Origin of the sequence: Acutalibacter sp. 1XD8-33, from assembly GCF_003612555.1 — a bacterium.
GTDB lineage: Bacteria > Bacillota > Clostridia > Oscillospirales > Acutalibacteraceae > Acutalibacter.
The window spans coordinates 25,499-50,459 of sequence record NZ_RAZF01000009.1 but is presented as its reverse complement, the minus strand read 5'-3'; the positions used below and the strand labels follow the sequence as shown (position 1 = coordinate 50,459).

Annotated in this window: 25 protein-coding genes; 9 read left to right on the top strand and 16 right to left on the bottom strand. The window is 57.8% G+C overall.

Features of this window, described 5'->3' with window-relative positions:
* Positions 1-59: 59 nt before the first annotated feature.
* Positions 60-197: a hypothetical protein gene (locus D7X94_RS18400; protein ID WP_158590958.1), complete on the top strand. Its 138-nt coding sequence runs from the start codon at positions 60-62 to the stop codon at positions 195-197.
* A gap of 182 nt (positions 198-379) precedes the next feature.
* Here the strand turns inward: D7X94_RS18400 and D7X94_RS08460 are convergent, their stop codons facing one another.
* From D7X94_RS08460 to D7X94_RS08425, 7 genes are all read right to left on the bottom strand, one after another.
* Positions 380-1,501: an aldo/keto reductase gene (locus D7X94_RS08460; protein ID WP_120427292.1), complete on the bottom strand. Its 1,122-nt coding sequence runs from the start codon at positions 1,499-1,501 to the stop codon at positions 380-382.
* Between the two features lie 87 nt (positions 1,502-1,588).
* On the bottom strand, positions 1,589-2,440 hold the full coding sequence (locus D7X94_RS08455) for a DUF4129 domain-containing protein (RefSeq protein WP_147401686.1): 852 nt from the start codon (positions 2,438-2,440) through the stop codon (positions 1,589-1,591).
* Positions 2,441-2,822: 382 nt separating this feature from the next.
* Positions 2,823-3,941 (bottom strand): DUF58 domain-containing protein, encoded by a 1,119-nt coding sequence (locus D7X94_RS08445; protein ID WP_120427289.1) that lies wholly within the window; start codon positions 3,939-3,941, stop codon positions 2,823-2,825.
* Positions 3,942-4,292: 351 nt separating this feature from the next.
* Positions 4,293-5,228, bottom strand: coding sequence for an AAA family ATPase (locus D7X94_RS08440; RefSeq protein WP_120427288.1), 936 nt, complete (start codon positions 5,226-5,228; stop codon positions 4,293-4,295).
* 359 nt (positions 5,229-5,587) lie between these two features.
* On the bottom strand, positions 5,588-7,816 hold the full coding sequence (locus D7X94_RS08435) for a polysaccharide pyruvyl transferase family protein (protein WP_158590957.1): 2,229 nt from the start codon (positions 7,814-7,816) through the stop codon (positions 5,588-5,590).
* A 5-nt stretch (positions 7,817-7,821) separates the two neighbouring features.
* Complete coding sequence (locus tag D7X94_RS08430) at positions 7,822-8,277, bottom strand: GNAT family N-acetyltransferase (RefSeq protein WP_120427286.1); 456 nt, start codon at positions 8,275-8,277, stop codon at positions 7,822-7,824.
* Complete coding sequence (locus tag D7X94_RS08425) at positions 8,264-9,268, bottom strand: RluA family pseudouridine synthase (protein WP_120427285.1); 1,005 nt, start codon at positions 9,266-9,268, stop codon at positions 8,264-8,266. Before D7X94_RS08425 ends, D7X94_RS08430 begins: the two co-directional genes overlap by 14 nt.
* Before the next feature lie 455 nt (positions 9,269-9,723).
* On the opposite strand from D7X94_RS08425, the gene D7X94_RS08420 reads away from it, so the two are divergent.
* Positions 9,724-10,449: a hypothetical protein gene (locus D7X94_RS08420; protein WP_120427284.1), complete on the top strand. Its 726-nt coding sequence runs from the start codon at positions 9,724-9,726 to the stop codon at positions 10,447-10,449.
* Positions 10,446-10,970, top strand: a complete 525-nt coding sequence (locus D7X94_RS08415) for a hypothetical protein (protein WP_120427283.1) — start codon at positions 10,446-10,448, stop codon at positions 10,968-10,970. The genes D7X94_RS08420 and D7X94_RS08415 overlap by 4 nt, the downstream gene beginning before the upstream one ends.
* A 30-nt stretch (positions 10,971-11,000) precedes the next feature.
* On the opposite strand, the gene D7X94_RS08410 is transcribed toward D7X94_RS08415, so the two are convergent.
* The gene (locus D7X94_RS08410; RefSeq protein ID WP_120427282.1) at positions 11,001-11,495 is read right to left on the bottom strand and encodes a divergent PAP2 family protein; all 495 of its coding nucleotides are present in this window, start codon (positions 11,493-11,495) and stop codon (positions 11,001-11,003) included.
* A 191-nt stretch (positions 11,496-11,686) separates the two neighbouring features.
* Between D7X94_RS08410 and D7X94_RS08405 the strand changes: the two genes are divergently transcribed.
* The 3 genes from D7X94_RS08405 to D7X94_RS08395 are packed head-to-tail and all read left to right on the top strand — an operon-like array spanning position 11,687 to position 13,893.
* A complete protein-coding gene (locus D7X94_RS08405) occupies positions 11,687-12,343 on the top strand; it encodes an epoxyqueuosine reductase QueH (RefSeq protein WP_120427281.1) in 657 nt (218 codons plus the stop codon).
* Positions 12,318-13,163: an amidohydrolase family protein gene (locus D7X94_RS08400; RefSeq protein WP_120427280.1), complete on the top strand. Its 846-nt coding sequence runs from the start codon at positions 12,318-12,320 to the stop codon at positions 13,161-13,163. Before D7X94_RS08405 ends, D7X94_RS08400 begins: the two co-directional genes overlap by 26 nt.
* The gene (locus D7X94_RS08395; protein ID WP_120427279.1) at positions 13,156-13,893 is read left to right on the top strand and encodes a hypothetical protein; all 738 of its coding nucleotides are present in this window, start codon (positions 13,156-13,158) and stop codon (positions 13,891-13,893) included. The genes D7X94_RS08400 and D7X94_RS08395 overlap by 8 nt, the downstream gene beginning before the upstream one ends.
* Before the next feature lie 324 nt (positions 13,894-14,217).
* On the opposite strand, the gene D7X94_RS08390 is transcribed toward D7X94_RS08395, so the two are convergent.
* Positions 14,218-15,495 carry a LysM peptidoglycan-binding domain-containing protein gene (locus tag D7X94_RS08390; RefSeq protein ID WP_158590956.1) on the bottom strand — a complete coding sequence of 426 codons (1,278 nt, stop codon included), beginning with the start codon at positions 15,493-15,495 and terminating at the stop codon, positions 14,218-14,220.
* An 82-nt stretch (positions 15,496-15,577) separates the two neighbouring features.
* Here D7X94_RS08390 and D7X94_RS08385 point away from each other — a divergent pair, with 82 nt between their 5' ends.
* Positions 15,578-15,832, top strand: a complete 255-nt coding sequence (locus tag D7X94_RS08385) for a hypothetical protein (RefSeq protein WP_147401685.1) — start codon at positions 15,578-15,580, stop codon at positions 15,830-15,832.
* A gap of 7 nt (positions 15,833-15,839) precedes the next feature.
* On the opposite strand, the gene D7X94_RS08380 is transcribed toward D7X94_RS08385, so the two are convergent.
* From D7X94_RS08380 to rpsB, 4 genes are all read right to left on the bottom strand, one after another.
* Positions 15,840-16,694, bottom strand: a complete 855-nt coding sequence (locus D7X94_RS08380; protein ID WP_120427276.1) for a GNAT family N-acetyltransferase — start codon at positions 16,692-16,694, stop codon at positions 15,840-15,842.
* Positions 16,695-16,728: 34 nt separating this feature from the next.
* Positions 16,729-17,493 (bottom strand): CPBP family intramembrane glutamic endopeptidase, encoded by a 765-nt coding sequence (locus D7X94_RS08375; protein WP_120427275.1) that lies wholly within the window; start codon positions 17,491-17,493, stop codon positions 16,729-16,731.
* A gap of 385 nt (positions 17,494-17,878) precedes the next feature.
* Positions 17,879-18,793 (bottom strand): translation elongation factor Ts, encoded by a 915-nt coding sequence (gene tsf, locus D7X94_RS08370; protein ID WP_120427274.1) that lies wholly within the window; start codon positions 18,791-18,793, stop codon positions 17,879-17,881.
* A 163-nt stretch (positions 18,794-18,956) separates the two neighbouring features.
* Positions 18,957-19,706 carry a 30S ribosomal protein S2 gene (rpsB, locus tag D7X94_RS08365; RefSeq protein WP_120427273.1) on the bottom strand — a complete coding sequence of 250 codons (750 nt, stop codon included), beginning with the start codon at positions 19,704-19,706 and terminating at the stop codon, positions 18,957-18,959.
* A gap of 761 nt (positions 19,707-20,467) precedes the next feature.
* Between rpsB and D7X94_RS08355 the strand changes: the two genes are divergently transcribed.
* A complete protein-coding gene (locus tag D7X94_RS08355; protein ID WP_120427271.1) occupies positions 20,468-21,349 on the top strand; it encodes a hypothetical protein in 882 nt (293 codons plus the stop codon).
* A 246-nt stretch (positions 21,350-21,595) separates the two neighbouring features.
* On the opposite strand, the gene D7X94_RS08350 is transcribed toward D7X94_RS08355, so the two are convergent.
* From D7X94_RS08350 to D7X94_RS08340, 3 genes are all read right to left on the bottom strand, one after another.
* On the bottom strand, positions 21,596-21,988 hold the full coding sequence (locus D7X94_RS08350) for a hypothetical protein (RefSeq protein WP_120427270.1): 393 nt from the start codon (positions 21,986-21,988) through the stop codon (positions 21,596-21,598).
* A 139-nt stretch (positions 21,989-22,127) separates the two neighbouring features.
* Positions 22,128-22,616 carry a SprT-like domain-containing protein gene (locus D7X94_RS08345; protein WP_120427269.1) on the bottom strand — a complete coding sequence of 163 codons (489 nt, stop codon included), beginning with the start codon at positions 22,614-22,616 and terminating at the stop codon, positions 22,128-22,130.
* 73 nt (positions 22,617-22,689) lie between these two features.
* Positions 22,690-23,373, bottom strand: coding sequence for a DUF421 domain-containing protein (locus tag D7X94_RS08340; RefSeq protein ID WP_120427268.1), 684 nt, complete (start codon positions 23,371-23,373; stop codon positions 22,690-22,692).
* A 130-nt stretch (positions 23,374-23,503) separates the two neighbouring features.
* Here D7X94_RS08340 and D7X94_RS08335 point away from each other — a divergent pair, with 130 nt between their 5' ends.
* Positions 23,504-24,958: a spore germination protein gene (locus tag D7X94_RS08335; RefSeq protein ID WP_120427267.1), complete on the top strand. Its 1,455-nt coding sequence runs from the start codon at positions 23,504-23,506 to the stop codon at positions 24,956-24,958.
* The last annotated feature ends 3 nt before the right edge of the window (positions 24,959-24,961 follow it).

Here is a 24,961-nt window from a genome sequence, read left to right as displayed (position 1 = left end):
CCGGAAATTTCAGCCTGCATGCGTGTAATATATTTTACTATACAGGAAAATCCGCCGGAATGCAAGAAATATCCGGGCAAAAAGTACAGAAAAACCGTTTTAGAACAGAAAAACCGGCAGATATCGATTTCCCAGCAGGCGGCTTTGCTGTCCAGTTTCAAAAAATCGGTATATTCCGATTTAGTAAGTTAATTTAAGAACCGATAAAGCGGTTCTTAAATTCGGCGGCTCAGGAGGTGTTCCCTCCTCGCCTAGTTAAAAAGATTCTTTTGAACTTAATAAACTATAATCCTTTTTTAAACCGGATGTCACTAAATTTAAAAAAGAACCCCTGGATGCCTGTTTGGTATCCAGGGGTTCTGGCTGATGACCGCTGCGCTTACTCCAAAGTGGAAGCCACCTTCTTTAAATGCTCGATAATTTCCAGGTGCTGGGGGCAATGGCCCTGACAGGCACCGCACTGAATACAGTCGCTGGCCTTACCGCCCTCGCCTACGGCGTTTTTATACTGGCCTTTGGCTCGTTTTTCGTCGCCATAAAGAATAAGCTGGTTCATGGCGGAAAGGAGGCCGGGAATATTGATCTTCTGGGGACAGCCGTCCACACAGTATTTGCAGCCGGTGCAGGGGATGGTAGGCAGGCTGTGGAGCACCTCCACCACCTGTTCCACTACCTGGCGCTCACCATCGTTCAGTGGCTTGAAGTCTGCCATATAGCTTAGGTTGTCCGCCATCTGGGCTTCATCGCTCATACCGGAAAGCACAGTGATCAGGCCGTCTAGGGAGGCCGCGTAGCGAACCGCCCAGGAGGCGATGGAGGCTTCGGGGTCAGCTTTCTTGAAAATCTTCTGAACTTCAGGGGTCATAGTGGCCAGTGCGCCGCCCTTGACAGGCTCCATGATGATCACCGCCTTGCCGTATTTGCGGGCAACTTCATAGCATTTCCGGGACTGCACCCCTTCACTGTCCCAGTCGGCATAGTTAATCTGCAGCTGGACAAACTCAGCCTCCGGGTGCTTTTGGAGAATATCCTCCAGCACTTCGGCGGAATCGTGGAAAGAAAAGCCGATATGCTTAGCCCGGCCTTCCGCCTTCAGGCGCTTGATAAAGTCCCAAGCACCCAGTTTGTCGGCCTTTTCGGCGCTCTCCTTGCCCAGGGCGTGGAGCAAGTAAAAGTCGTAGTATGTAAGCCCGGCACGATCCAAGGATTCCTGGAAGATCTTCTCCATCTCATCCTGGCCCTTCAGGTCCCAGATGGGCAGCTTGGTGGCGCACTGAAAGCTGTCCCTTGGGTAGCGCTCTACTACCGCCTCCTTCAGGGCAACCTCAGATTTTCCGCCAATATAGACGTAAGCAGTGTCAAAATAGGTGAAGCCCTTTTCCATGAAGGCGTCCACCATTTTTTTGGTCTGCTCAATGTCAATTTCTTCCCCGTTCATAGGCAGACGCATAAGTCCAAAGCCCAATTTCTTAATGTTCTCGCCGAGATACTGTTCAGCCATAGAATCATCCTCCTGTAGGTTTGTAAATCCATTATACAATATGGAGCAAGGTCCAAGTCAAGGGAAGAATGCAAAGTTTGCAAAAATTTATCGCAGGCTTCGTAGATCCTCCGGGGTGCAAGACCGGGCGCCGTAACGGGCCTGCTCATACAGATTATGGAGCAGCGGAATTTCTAGTCCGGCGTGCTTTTCCAGCTGAGTGGGGGTCAGGCTGGGAGAGGGGAGCTGGGGGCTGGACTTTTCAATGGCGCGGCGGTAGCGCCGGCGGATGGCGGCGTTGGGAGAGCGGTCCCAGAAGGAGGGCCTGCGTATTTTTCCAAACCCTTCCTCTCGGCTGCCTGACTCGTCCTGGTCCTCCTTAGTGAGGGATTGCACAAAGTCCCGGCTGCCATCGGTATAGCTCCGCCCGAATTCCTTGAAGAGCTTCCACACTGCGATGATGGCGACCACCAGAAGGCCGGCCAGAATAATCCCCAAGATCAGGTTGGTGACAAAAGGGGGGATTTGCCAGGCAGGCTCCAGGTTTTCCAAAAAATCTATCTGTGCCTGATAGCTGTTGTTGGCGGGAGGGTCCTCCGCCAAGCGGTATACGTGGGAGCCGCGGTCCTTGAAATCCGGCAGAATGATGCGGAAGCCGCCGGAGCTGCCCAAAGCCTGGGGCAAGAGGAGCGCGGCGGAAAAGAGCAGGTCGGCAAATACAGCCCCACCCGCGATTCGTTGAATGCGCCGGGCAGGCAGGTTGCGCATGTCCTGGTTCAGGGTGAGGTAGTCATCGATTCTGCTCAGCCCTCGGAAGCCTAAGCAGAGCAGAAAGTAGAGGGCCGCGCCCAAAAGGGAGAGGCGCTGTAAAGAGGGGAGAGCCATTCCCGCACTGAGCAGAAAGGCCCCCAGAAAGACCAGCAGTATCCAGTAGGTGGGTGCGTCGAAGAAGGAGCGCACCGGAGGCCCTCCTTCCGCCTCCTGCATCCGGTTTTCGCCCGGAACAGGGCCATGAGCGCCGTCAGTACAGGGCCGCCCGGGTGACCGATGAGAATCCAGCTGAGACCGCAGAGCAGGGCTGAGGCCAGCAGAAACTGCCACATGACGGGCAGACGTTTTGCGGCGTAGAAGCACAGAGCGCTGGGGAGCGCGAAGAGAATTCCCCGCCAGAAAGCGCTTTCCGGGGAGGCGTAGGAAATTCCCAGAAGAGAAATGGAGCTGAATGCGACGGCAAAGAGGATTCCTGCCACCAGGCCGCAGTGGAACCGGGCCAGCAAACGCAAGACCAATTGCCGGGGCGCGGCTTTGAGAATATGCGTGATTTTTTTCATGATAATTTCTCCTAGAACTCCATCCACTGGATTTCTACATTAGGGTATCCCAGCAGTTCCTGGCTGTTTTCTTTGGAAGTCCCCAGGCCGCAAGGAATGATCCGCAGCCCCTGCCCTTTGCCCACGGCCAGGGAGAAGGCCTCGCCCAGGTCCCCCCGCAGATTACGTGAGATTAGCACCAACAGGTCGCCAGACTCAGAGCCGGATGGAGGCAGGCATGAGCACAGGGGAGGCAGGTCCGGGCCGGATTGCAGGCAAGCCAATTTTTTCTGCAAAAACAGTAGGCTTCCCGCACCCGCCACGGATTCCAACCGCCAGACCTGGCCGGTCTGTACGTCGTGGCCGTTGCTGTAGAGCCCAAGCTCAATCCCCTCCCGGAGCAGCCGCCGGGCCAGGGTGCAGGCAATCCGTACTCCGGCCTCGTTGAGGAAATCCCCTTGATGCCCCCCGACCTCCATGTCGATGGCCAGCACCACCCGCTGGGACAGGGTAGACTCGTGAAGGTTTACCAGCAGCTGTCCGGCCCGGGCAGTGGCTTTCCAATTGATGTACTTCATGGGATCTCCCCGGGAGTACTCTCGAAGCCCGCCAAACTCGAAGGGATCGTCGCAGATCCGCTTGCGGCTGAGCACCGCACCCATAATCCGGGAATAGGGAATCTGGATTTGAGTGGCGGAAACCGGTCGGGGCAACACGTAAAAATCCGTATTCTGGGACCGGGAAGAGAGATATTTCCGGGTGAGAAACAGGTCCTGTGCCGCGACGCCCGCCTCGTCAATCCGGAAATACCCCCGCCCAGCGCACTTGAATTCCAGGGTGCGGGTAATCCTCTGCCGCATGGAGACGGCAAACACGTCCCGGCGGTAGGTCTGGTCGCTGAGGGAGGCGTTTTCTCCGCCACCGAACCGCAGTCGCCGGTCCATATGGAAGCTGATCTCCAGCACCGGCAGGGGGAGAAGGTTTCGGTTGACGATCACCTCCGAGAGAGTGGAGGTGTCGCCCTCCACAGCATAATCCTGGGTAAAGGCGATGCGGCAGCCAAGCCCTCGCTGCCAGAAGCGGTTATAAAGAATCCGCAGTCCCCAGAATCCCAGGGCCAATACCGCGCAGATGATAAGAATGGGCGCCATTGAATGCCCTCGCTTTCAAAAAATGTATTTTTAAGAGTAATACTGTGTGGCTACGGCAGGGAGGGGCTTCGAGTCTCGCCTGCCGGCTCGGTCAGCGACGGGAAATCGCCACTGGCGATTGTCCCCCCCCCCTTTAAAAAGGTGGACGAAATTTTTACCCTGGACGGCTTTGGCCGGTCTAGCTGGCCGAAACTTGGCAACGCCAAGTTTACAGCTGGTCAGGGGTCTGAGGGTGAAACCCTCAGCTGCCAGAGGCCAAAACATACTCTCAAAATCTATAGGTTTGGACGCAATGCGGGGCGCCCGCAGCCGCCTCCAGCAGCTGGGCTCCCTTGCGTGGAGAGGCCCTGGCTATTTTTCCCAGTTCTCTGTGGGCACAGGCACAGAATTCAACAGCTCCAGAGCTGCCTGCTTCTGGCTCTGAGAACCCATAGCCCCGCTGACGGAAAGCCTGTGGGCGATCACAGGCTCCGCCACGGCCTTGACATCTTCAGGGGTGACGAAGTCCCGGCCCTGAACCAGGGCAAAGGCCTGGCAGGACCGCAGCAGCGCCAAGCTGCCCCGGGGACTTACCCCCAGTTCCAGACCGCCGCGTCCCCGGGAGGCCTGGGCCAGGGCGGCTATGTATCCCAAAAGGATCTTGTGGACAAAGATTTCCCGGGATTTTTTCTGCAAGGCCGTGATGTCCTCCTGAGTGCACACGGGCTCCAGCTCCTCCAGGGGCTCGGCGTCCCGGAAGCGTTCCAGGATGGCCACCTCCTGGTCCTGGGTGGGGGGCGCCATGGAGATCCGCATGAGGAAGCGGTCCAGCTGGGCCTCGGGCAGAGGATAGGTACCCAGGGTTTCCACCGGGTTCTGGGTGGCGATGACGAAGAAGGGAGGCGGCAGGCGGCGGGTGACGCCGTCCACTGTGACCTGCCCCTCAGCCATACACTCTAGCAGGCTGGACTGGGTCCGGGGGGTGGCCCGGTTGATCTCGTCCGCTAGGAGGATGTTGCAGAACACCGGCCCCGGGCTGAACACGAAGGCCCCCTCCTGCTGGTCGAAGAAGTTCAGCCCGGTCACGTCGGAGGGCAGCAGGTCCGGGGTGAACTGCACCCGGCCGAAGTCAGCACCCACAGATTTTGCCAGGGCTCGGGCCATGACAGTTTTCCCCATGCCGGGCACGTCCTCCACCAGCACATGGCCTCCGGCCAGAAGGGCGGCGAGCATCAGATCCGCCACCCTCTCCTGGCCCACCAGGACCTTGGCGATGTTGACTTTTATAGCCTGCAGAACAGTTTCCATGTGGTTATCCTCCTGTGATTATTAAAAAATGCAGTTCTTGGAAAAATGCGTGAGTATTCGTGGGCCTCCTTTGAGAAAAGTAAGACGTTCGCTGCGCGAAGTCTACGAAACTTTTACCCTGGTTAGTTGTATGCGATAAAGCTAGACACATTGCTAGGTCCAGGGGTAGCGTAACCCCTGGCGTGGTGTGGAGCAGCGCTCCACGACCTTGCCGTACGTAGGAGGTGAGCGTTCTGCCGGATACTTGGCAAAGCCAAGTATTGCAGACTAAGCCACGAACCGACCGAACCGGCGGGCGAGACCGTTTCATTACCCCCGAAGGCCCACGAATACTCACATAACTATTTTCCGCAAGAGATCTATTGCTTCAGTAGTTCCTTGACGGCGGCGATATTTTCCCGCTCCACGGCGATGAGGCGCTGGGTTTTGGCCTTCAGCTCCGCCCGGCGGGGTAGTTGGGCATAGGCTTCCACGATGGCATTCCACAGCCAATCTTCCTTCATGTTTTCTAGATCTTGATATTTCCCATAGCCCAGATACCGCAGGTAAGAGCCAATCTTTGGATCATAGCTTACGCCCACCAGGGGCGCGCCGCTCAAGGAGGAGAAAATCAGCCCGTGCAGGCGCATGGAAACCACCACGCTCATGTGCCCTAGAATGGAAATTAGCAGCTCGGGGCTGGGCGTGCCGGAGAGGAGGATGCCGGGCGTCTGCATATATTCCAGCACTGTTTGGGCGGCAGCCTCGTCCTGGAAGGCGTTGATGGAGAGAAACACCGGCTCCAGGCCCAGCTCCATCCGAGCCCGCTGGGCGCATTTTGCCAGAATGGGAGCTTTTTCTGAGAAGCCCCGCCAGGTCCGCAGCAAAAAACAGATATACTTCCCGTCTGGGTCCAGATTTTGGGAGCGGAAAAACCGCTGGCACTCTTCCTCCGAGGCGGGGGAGAGGATCAGCGCCGGATCACTGCTGAGGACCCGGTGGGGCCGGGTGCCCCCGTAGCTGTCCAGCTCCCGGAGGGAGTCCGGCTCCCGAAGGGTGATCACGTCCACCGAGCTGTTCAGCACCCGGCGGACCAGCCGCAGGTTCCGTTTGCCGTGTACCGGGCCGATGCCGCAGCCGTACATGTCCACCTTGTTGCCCAGGCGCTTGGCGGCCCAGAGGGTCAAAAGATAATACCAGAGGCTGCGGTGGCTGGTGGCGTTCTGGATCAGGGTGCCGCCGCCGTTGATATAGAGCCGGGACTTCCCCATGGCCCCCAAGATTTTCGGCAGGTTGAAAGTATAGATGGAGTTCACCCGGTAGCGCTGCTTGATGCTCTGGGTGTTCTTGGCAAGCACCGTCAGGGGCACATAGCGGTCGGTTTCCCGCACCGAACGGATGATAGACTTGAGAATGGCGTCATCCCCGGCGTTGCCATGGCCATAGGCCCCGCAGATCACCACCCCGTCCCGGCCAGTATGGGCGGCCTTGCGGGCCTCCTCCGCCAGAATGCGCTGGTAGATCTCCAGCTGGCGGCGCACCATGCTCTCAATGGAGTACTCCGCCTGGGCCTTTTCATAGAGTTTGTCCCCCAGCAGGCGGCGGCGGGGCTCGTCTCGGGCCAGCTCCACCAGGCGGTGGGCTAGAGCCTCGTGGTCCCGGGGCTGGAAGAGGATGCCCGTCTCCCCATCTTGGATGAGGGCGGGGATGCCTCCCACGGCGGTGGATACGGTGGCCTTGTGCATCCGGGCCCCCTCGGTCAGGGAGTAGGGGAAGCCCTCGGAGAGGGAGGTGAGCAGGGCGATGTCGATGGCGTTGAAGAAGGAGTTTACGTCTTTGACCCAGCCCGCGAAGCACACCCGATCTGTAAGGCCCAGCTGCCCGGCCAGCTGCACCAGATTTTCCTTTTCCTCCCCGTCCCCGGCGATGGCCAGCTTCAGGTTGGGCTGCTGATCGCAGGCCAGCCGCATGGCCCGCAGCAGGGTGGGGATGTCTTTTACCGGGGAGAGCCGGGCCACAATGCCCGCTACCACGTCTCCAGGCTCCACGGCAAGGCCAATGGACCGGAGGAACTCCTCCCGGGGAATGCACTGGATGGGGGTGGAGAAGTCGATGCCGTTTCGGATATTCTCGATGCGGTCGGCAGGGAAGTTTCGCTGGATAAGCAGGTCGGTAATGTTGTCCGACACGCCGATATAGTAGTTCATCCGCCGCAGGGCCCAAAGATTGGTGGTGCCATAGCTCAGCCGGGCTACGGGCCTGCCCAGGTAGTCCAGTCTGTAGTCGCTATGCACGGTGGTGACCACCGGAGCATTCACCGTGCCCTTGAGCAGGTTGCCCATGAGATTGCCCCGGGCCCCGTGGCAATGGATGATGTCGATCTTCTGCCCGGCTACCAGCTTTTTCAGCTCCCGCAGCCCACGGATGGGGTCCCCGGTCTCGATTACGTGGATGGGCACGCCCATCTTGGCCGCGTCGTCGGAGAACTCCCCCTTGCGGAAGCACACCAGCTGGGCGTCGATGAAATTGTTCAGCTCCCGCAGCAGGTGGAGCACATGGGTTTTCGCGCCGCCGGTGTCGCCGCCGCCGATCAGGTGAATTACGCGCATACAGTTCATTCCTTTGTTTTTATTTCCTCTATTTTCAAACCAGCCCTGATCTCTTTTTTCATGTGGATGTGGGGGCAGTGCTCGTCCAGGTATTCTTCCCCCTCCTGGGCGTAGCCCAGCTTCCGGTAGAAGCCCGATGCCCGCACCTGGGCAGAGAGGACAATAGTTTCCCCGCCCCGGATAGCGGCAGCTTTTTCCGCCTCCGCCATCACCAGGGCCCCCAGGTTCCGCCCCCGGCAGTCCTGGCGGACCGCCACCCGGCCCACATGCCAGCGCCGGGGCCCCTCCGGGAAGATCCGACAACAGGCCACAGCATCGCCGTCCTCATAGAGGGTGATGTGCAGGGCGGCCAGGTCTGTCTCGTCGAACTCATAGGAAAAGCCCTGCTCATCCATAAAGACGGCCTGCCGCAGGGCGCGGGTCTCCTCTGGGAGATAGGGGGTGATTTCAGCGCGGAGCATGGGGATCCTTCCTCTCGTGGAAATTTTTGGGAAAGCGGCGGAATTCCTCCAGAAACCAGACGTTTTCCGCCTGGAATTCCTGACCGTTCAGGTAGTCCAGCTCCTCCGCCGGGGTGGTGAAGGCGAACCGCAGCTTGTAGGAGTACAGGGCCTGATAGGGGAAGCCGGAGGGCTTGTTCAGGGCGTTCCGGCCATATTTCCCGTCTCCGGCCAGGGGGTGGCCGATGGCCGCCAGATGGGCCCGGATCTGGTGGGTGCGCCCGGTGAGGAGCTCCACCTCCAGGAGGGAGTAGTCCCCCCGTTCCTCCAGGACCCGGTACCCGGTGCGGATGGTCTTGGCCCCCGGGCTGGGCTTTTTGCTCACGTAGACCCGGTTCTGGGCCTCGTTTTTCACAAGGTAGCCGGTGAGCAGGGCGGACGCCTCCCGCATCCTGCCGCAGACCACGCAGAGGTAGCGCTTGTCCAGTTCCCGGTCCTTGACCTTCTGGTTGAGAACCCGCAGGGCGGCGGCGGTTTTCGCCGCCATGACAATGCCTCCGGTGTTCCGGTCAATGCGGTTCACCAGGGCCGGGGAGAAGGAGTTCTCCTCCTGGGGGCGGTACTCGCCCTTTTCGTAGAGGTAGCGCTGGATCCGGGCGATGAGGGAGTCGAAGTGATAGTTCTCGTCCGGGTGAACGATGAGGCCGGGCCGCTTGTCCAACAGCAGAATCTGGCTGTCCTCGTAGACGATGTCCAGCTTTTTTGGGGCCTTGAGGAAGTCGTAGTCCTTGGGGGACTGCTGGAAGAAATCCTCCTGCCAGAAGAGGGAGAGCTGGTCCCCGACGGCAAGGCGGCTTTCCGGTTTACACCGGGCTCCGTTTAGGCGCACGTCCTTGGTGCGGATGCACTTGTAGAGCACGGTAGGGGGCAGATTGGGATAAGTTTTGGTGAGGAACTTGTCCAGGCGCTGGCCCGCGTCGTTAGGGGCTACCGTTAACAGTTTCCGGGGCATGGTCGTCCCGCCTTTCCTAGGTTATGGCTTTCAGAACACATTTTTCATGATATGGAGCAGTCTCCGCCATCAGAGGGTATCCCATATGCTACAATGAAATTTATCACCTGAGCGCACTGAAAATGGGGCCGGACACCTTTGCCTGGGAAATCCCATATAATGACACAGCGGCGCTGGCTTTGATGGAAGAGTAGGCGGGTACTGTGTCTCATTATACCCCAAATTTAAGAAACTTGCAAGCGCCTCCAGACTGTGACAAAATTTCCGGCCCAAACATGGTAACTTGTACCCAAAGTCAATTAGGCGGCGTCTGCGCCGGTGTTTACACAGGGCTTTGGAGTGTGGAAAAACATCCGCGATTTTGGGACCCGAGAGCCGGTAAAATGGCCCGGAAAATTCCCACAGGAAGCTCTGCAGATACTGCCTAAATCAATAGAAGTGAAAGGAGAATTGCCGTGAATTGGGAGCGTTTCAAAACATGGAAGAGAACCGCCGGGGCCCTGCTACTGGCGGCAGCAGTCTGTATAGGTGGGCCGGTGCTGGAGGCTTTTGGGGAGGAAGAGCCTCTTTGGGAGGAAACAGTGTTTCTGGGAGAGGCCGCGCCTTTGCGGATAGAAGGCGAGACACTGGAAGAGCGCCTGCGAAAGGAATTTCCGGAAGAGACAGGAGAGATGGAGTGCTGGTGGATGGGCCCGGGAGGACGTATGACTCTGGAAGATCTAGGCAGAGAGCGGCCCCGGGAGGATACGGATTATCAGCTTTCCGCAGTGCTCCATCGAGAGGATGGCAAAGACAGCTGGGCCAATCTTACTTACCGGGTGCGGGTGGTCAGCGGCACGGTGCGGGTGCGGGGTGTGGGATTTCCGGTACAGGCAGGGCATTCGGTTCTGTTCCAGCTGGAGAGCCAGGATTTGACCTTATTCCGTCGGGCTTGGGCAGAGGCGGATCCCCAGGGTGGTTCGCCCCGGCTAGAGGCGGAATTTACCGGCCTGCCTTTTGGCGTGTATAGGGTTTCTGTGCCAGAAGGGGGAGCTCAGCCGGAGGCGGTGGAATGCCTCTTGGGCGTGTGCCGGGAGAATGACACCGTGGATCCGGATTTGTCCGAAGCCATGGCGGAATTTACCGTGAACCAGACAGGCCGGGCTATTGGAGAGAGCTTCCGCCTGGGGGAAAAGCCATGAGGCGGGGGGGGCTGTTGGCCGCAGCCGGACTGATGCTGCTGGCTGCGGTATGGGGAGCCGTTTTTTTGCTCAAGCCCCAGGAAGCCCCGGTAAAGCTGGAAGTGATCTCCTTGAGTGGGGAGGATGGAGAGGCGGACCCGGTGCTGCTGCCAGGGGAGCTGGCCCAAGGGGGCGTGGCCTTCCGCAACAGCGGACAAGCAGGGTGCAGCCTGCGGATCCGGCTCTGTACAGCACAGCTGGGCGGAAAGCCCGTGCTGGAGGCGGGAAATCTGGAGGCAGGGAACTTCGTGGAAGCAGGCGTCCAAGGGGAAAAGAGCCCGGACGGCTGGATTCGCCGGGGGGAGTACCTGTGCTACCAAAATAACCGCACGGAGGACATTCTTTTGCCTGGAAGGGAAACGCCTCCCGCCTACTCTGCCGTCAGGATGAATCCGGTGCTGGAAGAGGAGGACTTGGAGGCTCTGCGGCTGATGGGAGAAGAGCAGCAGTTGTTTATTCTGGTAGAGGCAGAGACAAAATAGGCATGAGAAAAGGGGCCGAAGCCCCAGAATCTAAAACCAGGAAATTCCGCCCCTGCGGATGATATGGGCGATGACCGCGATGAGAAATCCCAGTCCAGCTCCACAGATGGCCTCCCGTACCCGATGGCCCAGGGACTCGTTCAGCTTGGGGATCAGCTCCCGTAAAGCCTGTCGGCCCTCCGTGGCGTCTTCCTGTTCCAGAAACTCCACAATATGGTTGATGGCCCGGGCATGAAGCCCGGCGGCCCAGCGCACGCCTGTGGCATCGTACATGACGATGAGGGCCAACACAAAGCTGAGGGCAAAGATGGGAGAGTTAAAGCCGTAAAGATAGTAGGAGGTGAGCAGCACGGAGCAGGTCACCGCCGAGTGAGAGCTAGGCATTCCTCCGGCCCCGGCCAACCGGTGGCGGTCGAACTGCTTGTGCTTTACCGCGTCCACCAGGGTTTTCAGAGCTTGGGCGGCGGCCCAGGAGATCACGCTGATATTGATCAGGGGGTTGGAGAGCAAAATCGAGAGGTCCATACGGGCCAGTCCTTTCCTGGTGAGATACTCTATGGCAAACGCCACTGGCTCAATTTACCGGTTTCGAAGCGCCTTTCTTAATATCATACCCGGTTTGCGGGGAGAAGTCAAGGGGAGTGTTTGGCCCTACCCCTGTTGAAATTTTTCCGGCTTTGTGTTATAATTCCCATATTAAAGAAGGAGGGCGCGCCATGGAGAAAAAACGAAATTATTCCAGGGAGCTGGAGGGGCTCATCGCCGGGCTGGGGGATACCGCCCCCAAGCTCCTCCTGCACGCCTGTTGCGCCCCCTGCTCCAGCGCCGTGCTGGAATACCTGGCCCCCCATTTCCGCGTCTACCTGCTCTACTATAACCCCAATATTGCCCCCCAGGAGGAGTACGAGAAGCGCCTTAACGAGCTGCGGCGGCTTCTCCGGGAGCTGCCCCTGCCCCGGCCGGTGGAGCTACTGCCCTGCGAGTACCGGGGGGAGGAGTTCGCCCAAATGGCCCAGGGCCTGGAGGCGGAGCCCGAGGGCGGGGCCCGGTGTATGGCCTGCTACCGCCTGCGCCTGCGGGAGGCCGCCCTGGCCGCCCGGGACCACGGCATGGACTACTTCACCACTACCCTGAGCATCAGCCCCCTGAAAAACGCCGGGGCCCTGAACCGGATCGGGGAGGAGCTGGCGGCGGAATTCGGGGTCCGGCACCTGCCCGCGGACTTCAAGAAGCGGGAGGGCTACAAGCGCTCCATCCTGCTGTCCCGGCAGTACGGCCTGTACCGCCAGGACTACTGCGGCTGCGTCTACTCCAAGGTCCAGCGGGACCGGCGCCGGGAAGAAAGGAATGAGGAAATTGCCAGTGATTCATAACGGGGCGAGCTATCTGGCGGCGGACGCCCACGCCCATATCTATCCGGAAAAGATCGCGGAAAAGGCCACCGCCTCCGTGGGGCGGTTCTACGACCTCGCCATGCGCTATGTGGGCACGCCGGGGGTTCTGGCGGAGGCCGGGGCCCAGGCGGGCCTGGACCGGTTCCTGGTGTGCTCCGTGGCCACAAAGGTGGAGCAGGTCCGCTCCATCAACGGCTTCATCGAGAGCGCCTGCCGGGAGTACCCCCAGTTTGTGGGCCTTGGGGCGTGGCATCCGGACGTGGAGGACATCGAGGGGGAGCTGGACGACATCCAGCGCCAGGGCCTCCGGGGGATCAAGCTCCACCCGGACTTCCAGGAGTTCGCCATCGACGACCCGAAGATGCTGCCCTTCTACCGGGCGGCGGAGTGCCGGGGCCTGCCCATTCTCTTCCACACCGGGGACAGCCGGAAGAATTTCTCCTCCCCCCGACAGCTGGCCCGGGTGCTCCAGAAGCTGCCGGGCCTCACCTGTGTGGCGGCGCATCTGGGGGGCTACACGGAGTGGAAGGCCGCCCGGGAGTGCCTTCGGGGCTCCGGCGTGTACGTGGACACCTCCAGCTCCTTCCCCTTTCTCTCAGAGGAGGAGGCGCTGGAGAGCATCGCCCTGTTCGGGGCGGACCGGGTGATGTTCGGCACGGACTTCCCCATGTGGCCCGCCGGGCCGGAGCTGCGGGCCCTCTTTGCCCTGGGCCTGACACAGGCCGAAAACCGCGGGATCCTGTTTGAGAATTTCGCCCGGCTATACCGCGTCTCCACACAAAAAGAAAGCCATGGATGAGAGCCGGTTTCTGGAGGCCTGCCGGGAGGTGCTGTCCGAGGGGACCCGCCCGGCGGGCATCGGCGCTTTGGGGGAGAAATCCCTCCATGCGGCGCTGAAGCGGTATCTGGAGCCACGGGAGGCCTGCCGGGAGGTGCTGGTGGGCCGGTACGTGGCGGACATCGTCAACGAGGCCGGGATCACGGAGATCCAGACAGCGGGCTTCGGCCGGCTGCGGGAGAAGCTGGAGTTCTTTTTGCCCCACTACCCCGTGGCCCTGGTGTACCCGGTGGCGGCGGTGAAATGGCTGATCTCCGTGGGACCGGACGGAAGCCAGTCCCGCCGGCGGAGAAGCCCCAAGACCGGCGGGGCCTGGGAGATGCTCACGGAGCTCTATTCCATCCGGGACCTGCTGAAAGAGCCTGGGCTGACCCTGTGCGCCATGCTGCTGGAGGTGGAGGAGTACCGCCTGAAGGACGGCCGGGGCCGCCGGGGCTACACCCGGTGGGAGCGGATGCCTGTGCGCCTGCTGGAGGAGGTCTGGGCCCGGGGCCCGGAGGAATTCCCCCGTCTGCTGCCCCCGGACCTACCGGAGGCGTTCACCTCCAAGGAGTTCCGGGCCTGCGGGCATTTCTCCCCCATGAACGGCTCCCTGGCCCTGAGCGCGGCCCGTGAGCTGGGGGCCGTGGAGCGGATCGGGAATCAGGGCCGGGCCTACCTGTACCGGAGTGTCCAAAACGCGTGTTTTTAGGACGATGTTTACGGCCTCCGGCGGTTCAGGGGTTCCACCCCTGAAAACCCCGCCACTTTTGAAAAAGTGGACAAAACTTTTTCCCTGGTCAGTTATGTGCGCTTTGTAATCAGCTTGGCAGAGTTTTGTGAAACAAAACTCATGACACACGGCGAAACCCAGCCATAACATCTTGCCATTCTTCGCGCCGTGTGCATTGGCCGGTCCAGCTGGTCTTAAGCTGGCGGGGGTGTGGGGCGCGGAGCCCCACGGCCTTGCCTCCGGCGGCGGGAGACTTGGCTTTGCCAAGTCTCCCGCCGCCGGAGGCCCTATATTACTCCCAAATTACTTTTTCTCAATATTATACCGGGCGGCCAGGAAGGACCAGTTCTGCTGGAAGGGGCGCATCACGTTCCAGTAGCCCCCGCCCAAAAGGGAGAATTCGTCCATCAGGTTGTATTTCTGCTCTACGCTGGCTACGTCCTCGAACCAGACCACGTGGTCCAGGCCGTCCCTGCTATAGCTGAACCAGGGGGACTGAGCGGCGGTGTCGAACTGGATGGCCGCGCCCTGGCGCTGGGCGATCTCCACCGCGTACTGGTTGCCGATGGCTGTGGCACGGGTGATCCCCCGCTGGAAGGGAAGGATCCAGTCGTAGCCGTAGTTGGGCAGGCCCATGAAGATCTTCTCCCGGGGAACCACAGACGCGCCGTACTCCACCACCCGGCGCACCTGATTGAGGGGGGCCACCGCCATGGGCGGGCCGTAGGTGTAGCCCCACTCGTAGGTCATCATCAGCACGAAATCCGCGATGGCTCCGATGGACTCATAGTCGTGGGCCTCGTAGAGCAGACCTTTCTGTTCGCCGGAGGTTTTGGGGGCTAGGTCCACATGGAGGAAGTACCCTCGGGCGTGCAGCTGGGAGGCGGCGTTTTCCAGAAAGCGCAGGTAGGCTTCCGCGTCCTCCTCCACAATGAACTCAAAGTCGATATCCAGGCCCCTATAACCTTTCTGGTCCATAACAGCCAGCAGATTGGCCAGTACCCGGTTTTGCAGGACAGCATCTTGAAAGAGCTGGCTGGCCAGCTGGGGACTGAAATTCCCGCTTCCGGTGATGGAGGAGAGCAGCATCACCGGCACGGCCTGATACTGCCGGGCCAGTTCCAGAAGGGGGCCGTCCGCCGGGGGGATCAGCCGCCCCTCGGGGGTGAAGCCGTAGCCGAAGATGGTGAGATAGGTGAGGTAGGGCAGCGCCCGCCGGAGGGTGTCCGGCTGGATAAAATCGTAGGCGTAGCCGTTGATGGCCACCTGGCGGCGCTTTCCGGCGGTAAAGCCGATAACGATTTCCTGGCCTACCTGAAGGGTGGGGGAGAGAATGAGTTGTGGATTGTTTTGCAGCAGGACCACCACAGTCACGCCGAATCGCTCCGCAATGGCAGAGAGAGTATCTCCCTGCCGGACAGTATAGGTGACGGCGGGGGTAAGCAGCAGAAGATGAAGGCCTACAGGCAGATTTTGGGGATTGGCGAGGCCGTTATCTAGGATGATTCGCTGAGGCGGAACGCCAAAGCGGCGGGCGATTTGGTAGAGGGATTCCCCAGACTGAACAGTGTAGAGAAGCATAAAGACCGCCTCATTTCCGGTAATTTGGTAGTACCAGAATATGCGGGGCGGGGCCGGAGGTATGCCGGCGGAAAGGAAGATCATGATGTTTGACATGCGGAAGCTGATTTTTTTTCAAGAGGGAAATGACTTTGCCGGGAGCCGGACAGAGGGGAGCCACCTTTTGCGCTATCGGGTGAATCCTGATAAGGAAAACCAGCTGCTGTTGGCCTGGTGCTGGAAGGAGGATAAATGCTTTGAGCGGGCAGGGGAGAGGGCGGAGAAGGATTTTCCCCTGAGCGAAGAGGGAATGGAGGGGCTACTGGCTTGGCTGGAGGAGAATTGGGAGGAGGCTTAGAGTCTGTTTATAAATGGACGCTTAGAGATTCTTTTCTGCCATCCACTGGCGACACGTGGTGGAAAAGCCCAGCCTGCCGTACCAGCTCTCCAGCCAGGTATACCGCAGCTCCGCCTGGGTGGAGCCCTGGGATTTGAGCCAGTCCGCCCCGTGAGCCACCATCCGCAGGCCGACGCCCTGCTCCCGCCGGTCGGGGACCACCCCCACGCAGCCGATGCTGCCCACCCTCTGGCGGGGGGGGGGGGGCGGAGAAATGGCCTCCCTCCGGGTCCAAAATCAGGAACCCGGCGATCTCTCCCTCTAGGACTGCCAGGAGCACCGGGTCCTGGCAGGTCTCGAAAATGCTGGTCCAAGTGGATTTTGCCTCCTTGACCGCAGCCAGCAGGGCTTCCCGATCGCCGGCCTCCGCGAAGCGATAGGAGAGCCCTTCCGGCCCGGGGGGAATGTCCAGCTTTTCCAGGGAAAACCCTCCCAGGGAGAGGGACATGTTCACGCTGGACCACTGGGCGCGGTAGCCCCGCTCCCGGAAAAAGTCCACAGCCGGACCCTCGGGCACGCCCTGGAACAGGTAGTGGGCCCCCTGTCCCAGAGACATCCGGGGCTCACTCTGCCTGCAGGCGGCTGCCTCCGCTTGAGCCATCAGCCAGTTTCCCATCCCCTGCCGGCGGTGGGACTCCTCCACGCAGAGCATGGCCATAGAGCTGCCGTGGGCCAGGGCATAGCCAGCGAGAGCGCCCCGGTCCCACTGGGCGAAAATCTGCCCCCTCTCCGGCCGCAGGGTCTGGAGAAAGGTCCGGTAGGTCACGGGAAATTCCGGAAAGCACCGGAGATACAGTTCGTAGTAAGGGTAACAGGTGTCCATCACAGCCTCCTTTGGGGAATCGAAACGGGGGCGTTCACGCTCTCCGCTTCATCTCAACAACACTGTAGATTCCTAAAAAGACGTACAGGGGTACCACAATCCATAGGGTTACGTTGGCGTATCCGCTGACGCTGGAAAAGCAATATGGCAGAGCGCCAACATCCACCCAGAAATGCAGGAGAACCGGCACCCACAGGTTCCCGGTTTTCCGATACGCCATCCCGAAAAACAGGCCCATGCCCACGGTCCAGAGGATTTTGCTCACGATCACCAGGGGCGGCTGGCCCAGCACGCCGAACACATGCCCCAGCCCAAAGACCACCGACGACAGCGCCACGGCAAGCAGAGCGCTGTTTTTTCTCTTGGCAAACAGCCTCTCCATCAGGTTCAGCAAGAGGCCCCGCACATAGAGCTCCTCGATGATCGCGACGCCCACATAGTACAGGATGCCTTCCACCAGCACTTTCCCGATGGAGGGCTGGCGGTCAAAGGGCGACAGGCCCAGATAAAACGCCGCGAATCCCACGACCGCGGCCGCCGCTCCCATGGCTCCATACTGTTTCAGCCCTGCGGCCAGCCCGGTTTTTGTGAACCCCAGCCTCCACTGAGGACACAGCGTTCTCAGATACAGGAAGGCGAAGAGTCCGATGATCAGGAAATTGACCATCAGCGTGAAATAGAAAGGCTCTATGTCCGCAAGATGGATCTCCACAAAAAACGCGCTTGGAATGCCCGTGATCTCCATGCACGTAATCAGCAAAGTCAAAACCCCGATAGAAATGAGCTCCCGCCTGTTCATCAACGTTGCCTCCCAATCGATTCCACGTCTGTTTATGTATAGTCTAAAGCGTGTTTTTTGAAGTAGTGAAAGGCCTTCGGGCCAAAGGACGGCCCTTCGGCAAGACCTTGGGGCGTTGCCCCAAACCCCACCAAACTTTTACCCTGGTTAGCGGTGTGCGCCCCAGTGAAACACATTGCGCGGTCCAGGGGCGTTAGGCCCCTGGCAGGGTGTGGGACAGCGTCCCACGACCTTGCCGTAGCCGCGCCCTTTGCGGCGAAGGCCTTCTATTACTCAAAAAAATACAATTCAGCCCCATAAAACGCAGCCCTCTGAAAAGAAACCACTTTTCAGAGGGCGCCTGCTTTCCTGGGACGACCGCCCCAGGAATTTGCCTGTTCAGTTTTTATTTCACCATGCTGGCAATCTCTTCCGCGAAATTGTCCTCACGCTTCTCCAGGCCTTCGCCCTTCTCAAAGCGGGTGAACGCAGCGATCTTGATGCTGCCGCCCAGTTCCTTGCCAACGCTCTCGGTATACTGCTTCACGGTCATATTGCCGTCCTGCACATAGGCCTGATCCACAAGGCAGATCTCCTTGAAGAACTTGCCCAGACGGCCAGCCACGATCTTCTCCGCGATGTTGGCGGGCTTGCCCTCGTCCACAATCTGCTGGGTGAGAATCTCCTTCTCCTTCTCCACCCGCTCGGCGGGCACGGAGGCCTCATCCAGATACTCGGGGTTCAGGGCGGCGATCTGCATAGCCACGTTGTGGGCATAGGTCTTAAAGCCCTCGGTGGCGGCCACGGCGTCGTCCACATCGAACTTCACAATGACGCCGATGCGTCCTCCGGCGTGGACATAGGAGGTGACGACTCCCTCGTACCGGGCAAAACGGCGGACCTTGATGTTCTCGCCGATAGTGAGGATCTTGTCCTTCAGCAGGGCGTCCACGGTCATGTCACTGCCATGGGCCTTGGCGGCCAGAAGAGCGTCCAGGTCGGCGGGGTTCTCATAGATCACAGTGTCAGCGCAAGTCTTGACAAACGCCTGGAATTCGGCGTTCTTGGCTACGAAGTCAGTCTCGGCGTTTACCTCAATAGCTACCGCTACTTTGCCGCACTCGCTTACTTCGGCAAAAGCTACACCCTCGGCAGCGATACGCCCGGCCTTTTTCACAGAAGCGGCCAAGCCCTTCTCCCGCAGCAGGTCAATGGCCTTTTCCATGTCGCCGCCGGCCTCGGTGAGGGCCTTCTTGCAGTCCATCATGCCGCAGCCGGTTTTCTCCCGGAGAGCGGCTACATCCTTGGCGGTAAAATTCATGTTAATCTCTTCCCTTCGTTATGGTATCATCTGTTTGCACTGGCCAGACAGGCACGCTTTAGCATAATATTGCTCTGGAATAGATCCTTAGGCCGTTAAAGGCTTAAAAATCTTCCCCCAAACACCGGAAGCGCCCTATGCTGTGCTGAAACAGCGTGACTGGTTATTCCTCAGTATTTTCCTCAGCGGTCTCTGCCTCTTCAGGCTCTTGGCGGGCTGCGGCGCCCATCTGGCCCTCACGGCCTTCAATAACGGCATCGGCCATAGCGCTGGCAATGAGTTTGACCGCGCGAATGGCATCGTCGTTGCCGGGGATCACATAATCGATCTCATCTGGATCGCAATTGGTATCCACAATGGCAACAATGGGGATCTGAAGTTTACGGGCCTCGGAAACCGCAATACGCTCCTTTCGGGGGTCCACAATGAACAAAGCTCCGGGATAGGACTTCATCTCTTTGATACCGCCCAGGTATTTTTCCAGTTTTTCAATTTCCAGCTGGAGCTTGGTTACTTCTTTCTTGGGAAGCAGCTCGAAAGTTCCATCCTCTTCCATTTTCCGCAGCTGCGCAAGGCGCTGGATCCGGGTGCGAATGGTGGAGAAGTTGGTAAGCATACCGCCCAACCAGCGGGCGTTTACATAGTAAGCTCCAGCGCGGACGGCTTCTTCTTTCACAGACTCCTGGGCCTGTTTTTTGGTGCCTACGAAGAGCAGGCTCTTACCCTCGGCGGACAGGTCGCGGACAAAATTATAGGCCTCTTCCAGCTTCCGCACGGTTTTCTGCAAGTCAATAATGTAGATGCCATTGCGCTCCGTGAAGATATAGGGGGCCATTTTGGGGTTCCAGCGGCGGGTCTGATGGCCAAAATGAACGCCGGCCTCCAGCAGCTGCTTCATAGATACTACTGCCATTTAATATTACCTCCTGGTTTTTCCTCCGCCGGAAGTTTCTTCGGGTTAACCAGAACCACCCCCAAAAATGCGCGGGGGGAAGCAGTGGACCAGAGCCGAACTTCCGACGTGTGATTTTGCGGTAATATCATAGCACAAGATATGGGAATTGTCAAGCATTCTAAAAAGCAGGGAGTGTCCAAGCGTGTAGGAGTACAATACAAATTGGCCAGAAGCCCTACGAGAAGATGATCTATCTCAGAGAGCGTATCCAGGTAGATGTGAAAGTGGTCCCCAGAGCTTATATCGCCGACCCAGAGCTATGCCTGCTTCAATATACTATACTGCCATTGACGAATTTTCCAGGCTCCGTTTCCTGGCGGCTTATCCTAAGCAGTTCACTTACTCTTCCGCCGACTTCCTCAAACGCCTGGTGAAGCGGTATTTCCGCAGGGGAATAAAGGCAGAGTGCGTCCAGATCGATAATGGTTTTGAGTTCACCAACTGCCACGCCAACAACTTACCGATGAGACCTCTTAACTGGTTTTCTCCCTCCCAATTCATCGTCTAATTTATTTGATAAACCTACAAAATGATTGATTCCATGAAGGGCAATATGTTGAAACGAGCTAAAATGTATGGTATAATAATGAAAACGTGTCGTATCAAGGATTGTTTCAGAAATGGTGCTTTGGTAGAAGAGATGCTTCCCCAGGTTCTGGAACAAAAGTCCATAAGATTCTAGGGCAAGAATTAAAGAAAACGGAGAGACGAAAAGTATTATGAATGTGAAAAAAGCGGAACAATTCATCCTGGAGAATGCCCGGCCTGTGGAACTGGCAAAGTTTCAGCGCCAATTTCAAAATGGATCAGTAGATGCGGTGATCCAGGCATTAAAGCCTTTCCAGAATCCAGATGGAGGTTTTGGACACGCCCTAGAACCTGACAACTGGAATCCCAATTCCAGCCCTATGACCACAAACAACGCGCTATTCCATCTATTTGAAGCCGGAGCTCTAAAGGAAGCCGAAGATATGGCTCGGGGTATGGCGCAATATTTGAAATCCTCCGTGGACCCGGAGAAGTTGCTTTGGCCTGGCTCCATTGACAGCAATAAGGATTATCCGCATGCCATCTGGTGGGAGAGACAAGAGGATGACGAGGTCACCTGGAATCCAGGAGTGTCTTTGGCGGCTTTTCTTGTGTGCATGGGAGAGGGAGAACCCTGGCGGGGGCAGGTGCAAAAGGCGTTTCAGGAGTTGGAGAAGGAGAGGGATGATAACACTTTGAAATGCTTCATCCTGGCCTACGGATTGCTGAAACAATCAGGAGTAGAGGAAATTGTGGATTTTGACCATGCCCGGCAAGCCATTCAGATATGTGTGCAGAAGGCCGTCTGCACAGACGTTTCCAAATATGGAGTGGAGTATGTGCCAACACCATCTACCTTCCCTGGAGAATTTCTCCCAGAGAGCCTGGTGCCTCAAATTCGAGCGGAACTGGCTGTGCTGGACAGGCTGCAAATGGAGGACGGAGGCTTTGATATTCCTTGGCAGTGGTACACACCCTATGAGAAGGAGTTTCAACAGGCGCGGGCTTGGTGGCGGCCCCGGATTACGATAGAAAAGCTGAGTTTTTACCGGGAATGGGCCAGTCGGGTCTAATTTCCTGTCTTGTGGGAGGCGGGCCCATACCATAAATGAATCTTCGCGGCATAAGACAAGGCAGATATCGCTCCCCTGATTTTAGGGATGATATCTGCCAAATATTTATGTTCCGATGACCATATCATATAATGTCTGCTCTCAAGGCAGTTGTAGAGGGCGGGATCTTCCAAATTCATCCTGACTAGAGGGGAACAGCTGGATATGGATGGCCCACTCACGATTCAAGGAGAGTCCTCTGTGAAATTATGAGTGCTGGTGGAGGAGCTTTTTCAGCTCCTGGACACTCATGGAAGAGCGGTAGACAGTGTCATCATCGGGATAGCGGAAGTCCACAAAGTCTCCATTGAGGTCCACAATAGCGCTGGTTTTCTGCCCGTCCCGGGTAATCTCCATCAGGTAATCAGGGTAATAGGCAAATAAGGAGAGATCCTTTTCCAAGGGCTGGGCGTTTTCCAGGATAGAGGCGAATTCCTCAATCCGCTGGCGCTTAGCTTCTGTTCTGGCATTCAGATGCAGCAGTTTGACTTGTGCGCCGCAACCCTGGGAGAGGTCCAGCTGCAAGGAATCCGGGGTGGAACAGCCGGAAAGTAGGGCTGCTGCGCAAAGCACACACAATAATCCAAAGATTTTTTTCATCGTAAAATTCCTTTTATATTAGCAAATTTTGTATGGATTCTTTCATTGAATTAAATTGCACAAAAACGGGAAAGGAGAAATTACCTTTATTCTACCTGATTCCCCCAAAAATGTCAAGCGTTCTCCCGACTGACTAGGCCTATTGAATACGTTTCAGTTTTCCCCCGCAGGGGCAGCGGTAGCGCCAGGGGTACTTCACTGCCTTGGACAGACGTTTGCGCTGGATATGAGCTCCACAGCTTTCACATTCCAGAACATATTTCACCTCTTCCCGGCGCAGAGGTAGGGGAAGTTCCTGCATTTGCACCGTGCGGCTGATCTCATAGTCCAGGCTTTGGTTCACGATCTGGGCGTAAGCTTTCCACCGTTCGCCATGATTCCGGCAGCCAGGGCAGGTGTGCAGGAGCTCGTGAGCCAGAGTCTGGCGCAGGAGAGGTTCATCTTCCGTCAGAATGGAAGAAATCTCAATGGAATATTCACCGTTTTGAAAAAAGCAGCACCCTAGCCGTCTCTTGGCCCGGGTGTTTATTTTAAGCACAGGCTGGATTTTTTTAGACACGGGAATTCCCAGCTTCTTCAATATTTCCCACATTTGAGCGAGCGTCTCGTCCAGGTCTTTTTGCTCCATTACCGCCGCCTCCTGCCAATAGAATAACTGTATTATACTGAAAAATCGACGGCCGCGCAATGGGAAAGAAGGTCTACTTTTGAGGTTTCGGTGACTTTTTAATAATCTGCTGCTTGCCGTCTGTACGAACCGTCATAATAAACACCTCGGAAAGCTCGGCGCCCTGATTTTTCAGCTGCTCCCGCAGCCAGGCGGGGTCGTGGCCGCAGAGCTTCAGGGAGTTCTGGGAAATGCGGCCGTCGCTGACCACCACCACTTCCAAAGCCTCCTGCGGTGCTTTTACACCGGCTTGTTTTGGGGTAAGATAGTCTGCCGAAGATTTTTTTAAAACGCTCATCTGGCCGTTGGTTTCCACAATGGCATAGGCCACGTCCTCCAGGGCGAAAGCTCCTGCCCGGCGGAGTTCTTCAAAGAGGTCCTCAGTGCTTAGGCGCAGACGGCGCATCTGGTTTTCCAGGACTTTCCCGTTTTCTATCACAATAATGGGATTACCAACCACCGCCTGCCGGAATTTGCCGCTTTTCAGCATGAACAGCGAAATAATAATTTCGCAGGCAACCAGAACCACCATGGGAATCAAGCCGTTCCACAGGGGATCGTCGTGCTGTTGGATGGGCATGACCGCCAGCTCGGAGATCAGAAGGGTTACCACCAGCTCGGAGGTTTGCAGTTGGCTAATCTGCCGCTTTCCCATCAGCCGCACGCTGATTAGAATTGCTCCGTACATGATCAAAGTCCGCACCAGAGAAACTATCATCGAATCCCTCTTTCCACTGATTTTTGAATTCTCTGCCCCTATTATCACTCGCTTTCCCAGGTTTATCCGCATAAACGGGCGGGTTCCGTCAACACTATGCTCATGATTTGTTGGATTGGAGGCGGGATGGGTGGAGATAATTTCCGCAAATTTGGAGGAAACCAAACGGTATCTCCAAAAAAAATTTGAGAATGCCATGGACTTTATGGCTCGTGATTTGGAAGTCGGGGGAGGAAAAGCCGCATTATTTGCTCTGGATGGATTAGTAAGCAAGCAGATCATCACCCTCAGTATCTTAAACCCGCTGATGGAGGCGGGAAGCATCCCTGGCGATGGATCCGCCCGGCTGAACTATATCGAGAAGGCCGTATTGGGCACAATGGAGCAGAAGCGGGAGGCCAGGATGGACCAGATTCTGGTTCTGCTTATGAGCGGCTTTGCGGTGCTCTGCCTGGACGGATGTCCGGAGGCCTTGGTATTCGGGGTGCAGGGATTCGAAACCCGGGGCCCGGATGAGCCTCAAAATGAGGTGATGCAGCGGGGAGCCAAGGATGGCTTCACAGAAAGCTACCAGAATAATATCTCCATGATCCGGAGAAGAATGAAAACCGCCGCTCTGAAATTTGAAAAGGCGGAGGTCGGAGGCCAAAGCCGCACGCCCTTGGCTCTGTGCTATCTAGAAGGCGTTGCCAGCCCGCAGATTCTGGAGCAGGTCCGCCGGAGGCTGAAATCTTATGATCTGGATACCGCCTTGGGCGCGGGGTATCTGGTGAGCTTTTTAGAACGAGGGGGCGTGTTCAGCGGAGTCGGCATGACGGAACGCCCCGATGTGGTCTGCGGAAAAATTGAAGAGGGCCGGATCGCCATTTTGGTCGAGGGAACTCCCAGTGCCATTCTGGTTCCTTTCCTCTTTGTGGAGAACTTTCAAACACTGGATGACTACCTCACCCGACCCTTTTACGGTACCTTCATCCGCTGGTTGAAATACGCGTCTTTTTTTCTCAGCGCCTTTCTGCCAGGACTTTACGTGGCCATCGCTACCCATCACCCTGAGATGCTTCCTGAGGCCCTGCTGCTGAAAATCGCGGAATCCGAAGCCCAGACCCCCTTTCCGGTGATGGCGGAAACCTTGATTCTGTATTTTCTCTATGAGGTGCTGCGGGAAGCGGGCCTGCGGGCGCCCCGGTCCCTTTCCACTACGGTGAGCATTGTGGGCGGGCTGGTCATCGGAGACACCGCCGTGTCCTCAGGGCTGGTGAGCGCCCCATCTCTGATGGTGGTGGCCCTGACCGCTATCGCCGGCTATGCGGTACCCAGGCTATATGAACCCCTGGCCCTGCTGCGGCTGGCATTTTTGCTGGCAGGAAATTTCTTAGGGGTATGGGGTGTGATGATTGGTCTGGTACTGCTGCTTATGGACCTGTGCGGAACGGATAGCTTCGGGGTGCCCCTGCTTTCTCCGGTGGCCCCTTATAACAGACGGCTGGCCTTTCGGGATGTACTGGTTCGGGCTGGCTGGCGGCGGCTGGCAAAGGGGAACGCCAAGGTACAGGATATGCCCGGCAGCCGGGAGATAGGAGAATGATTG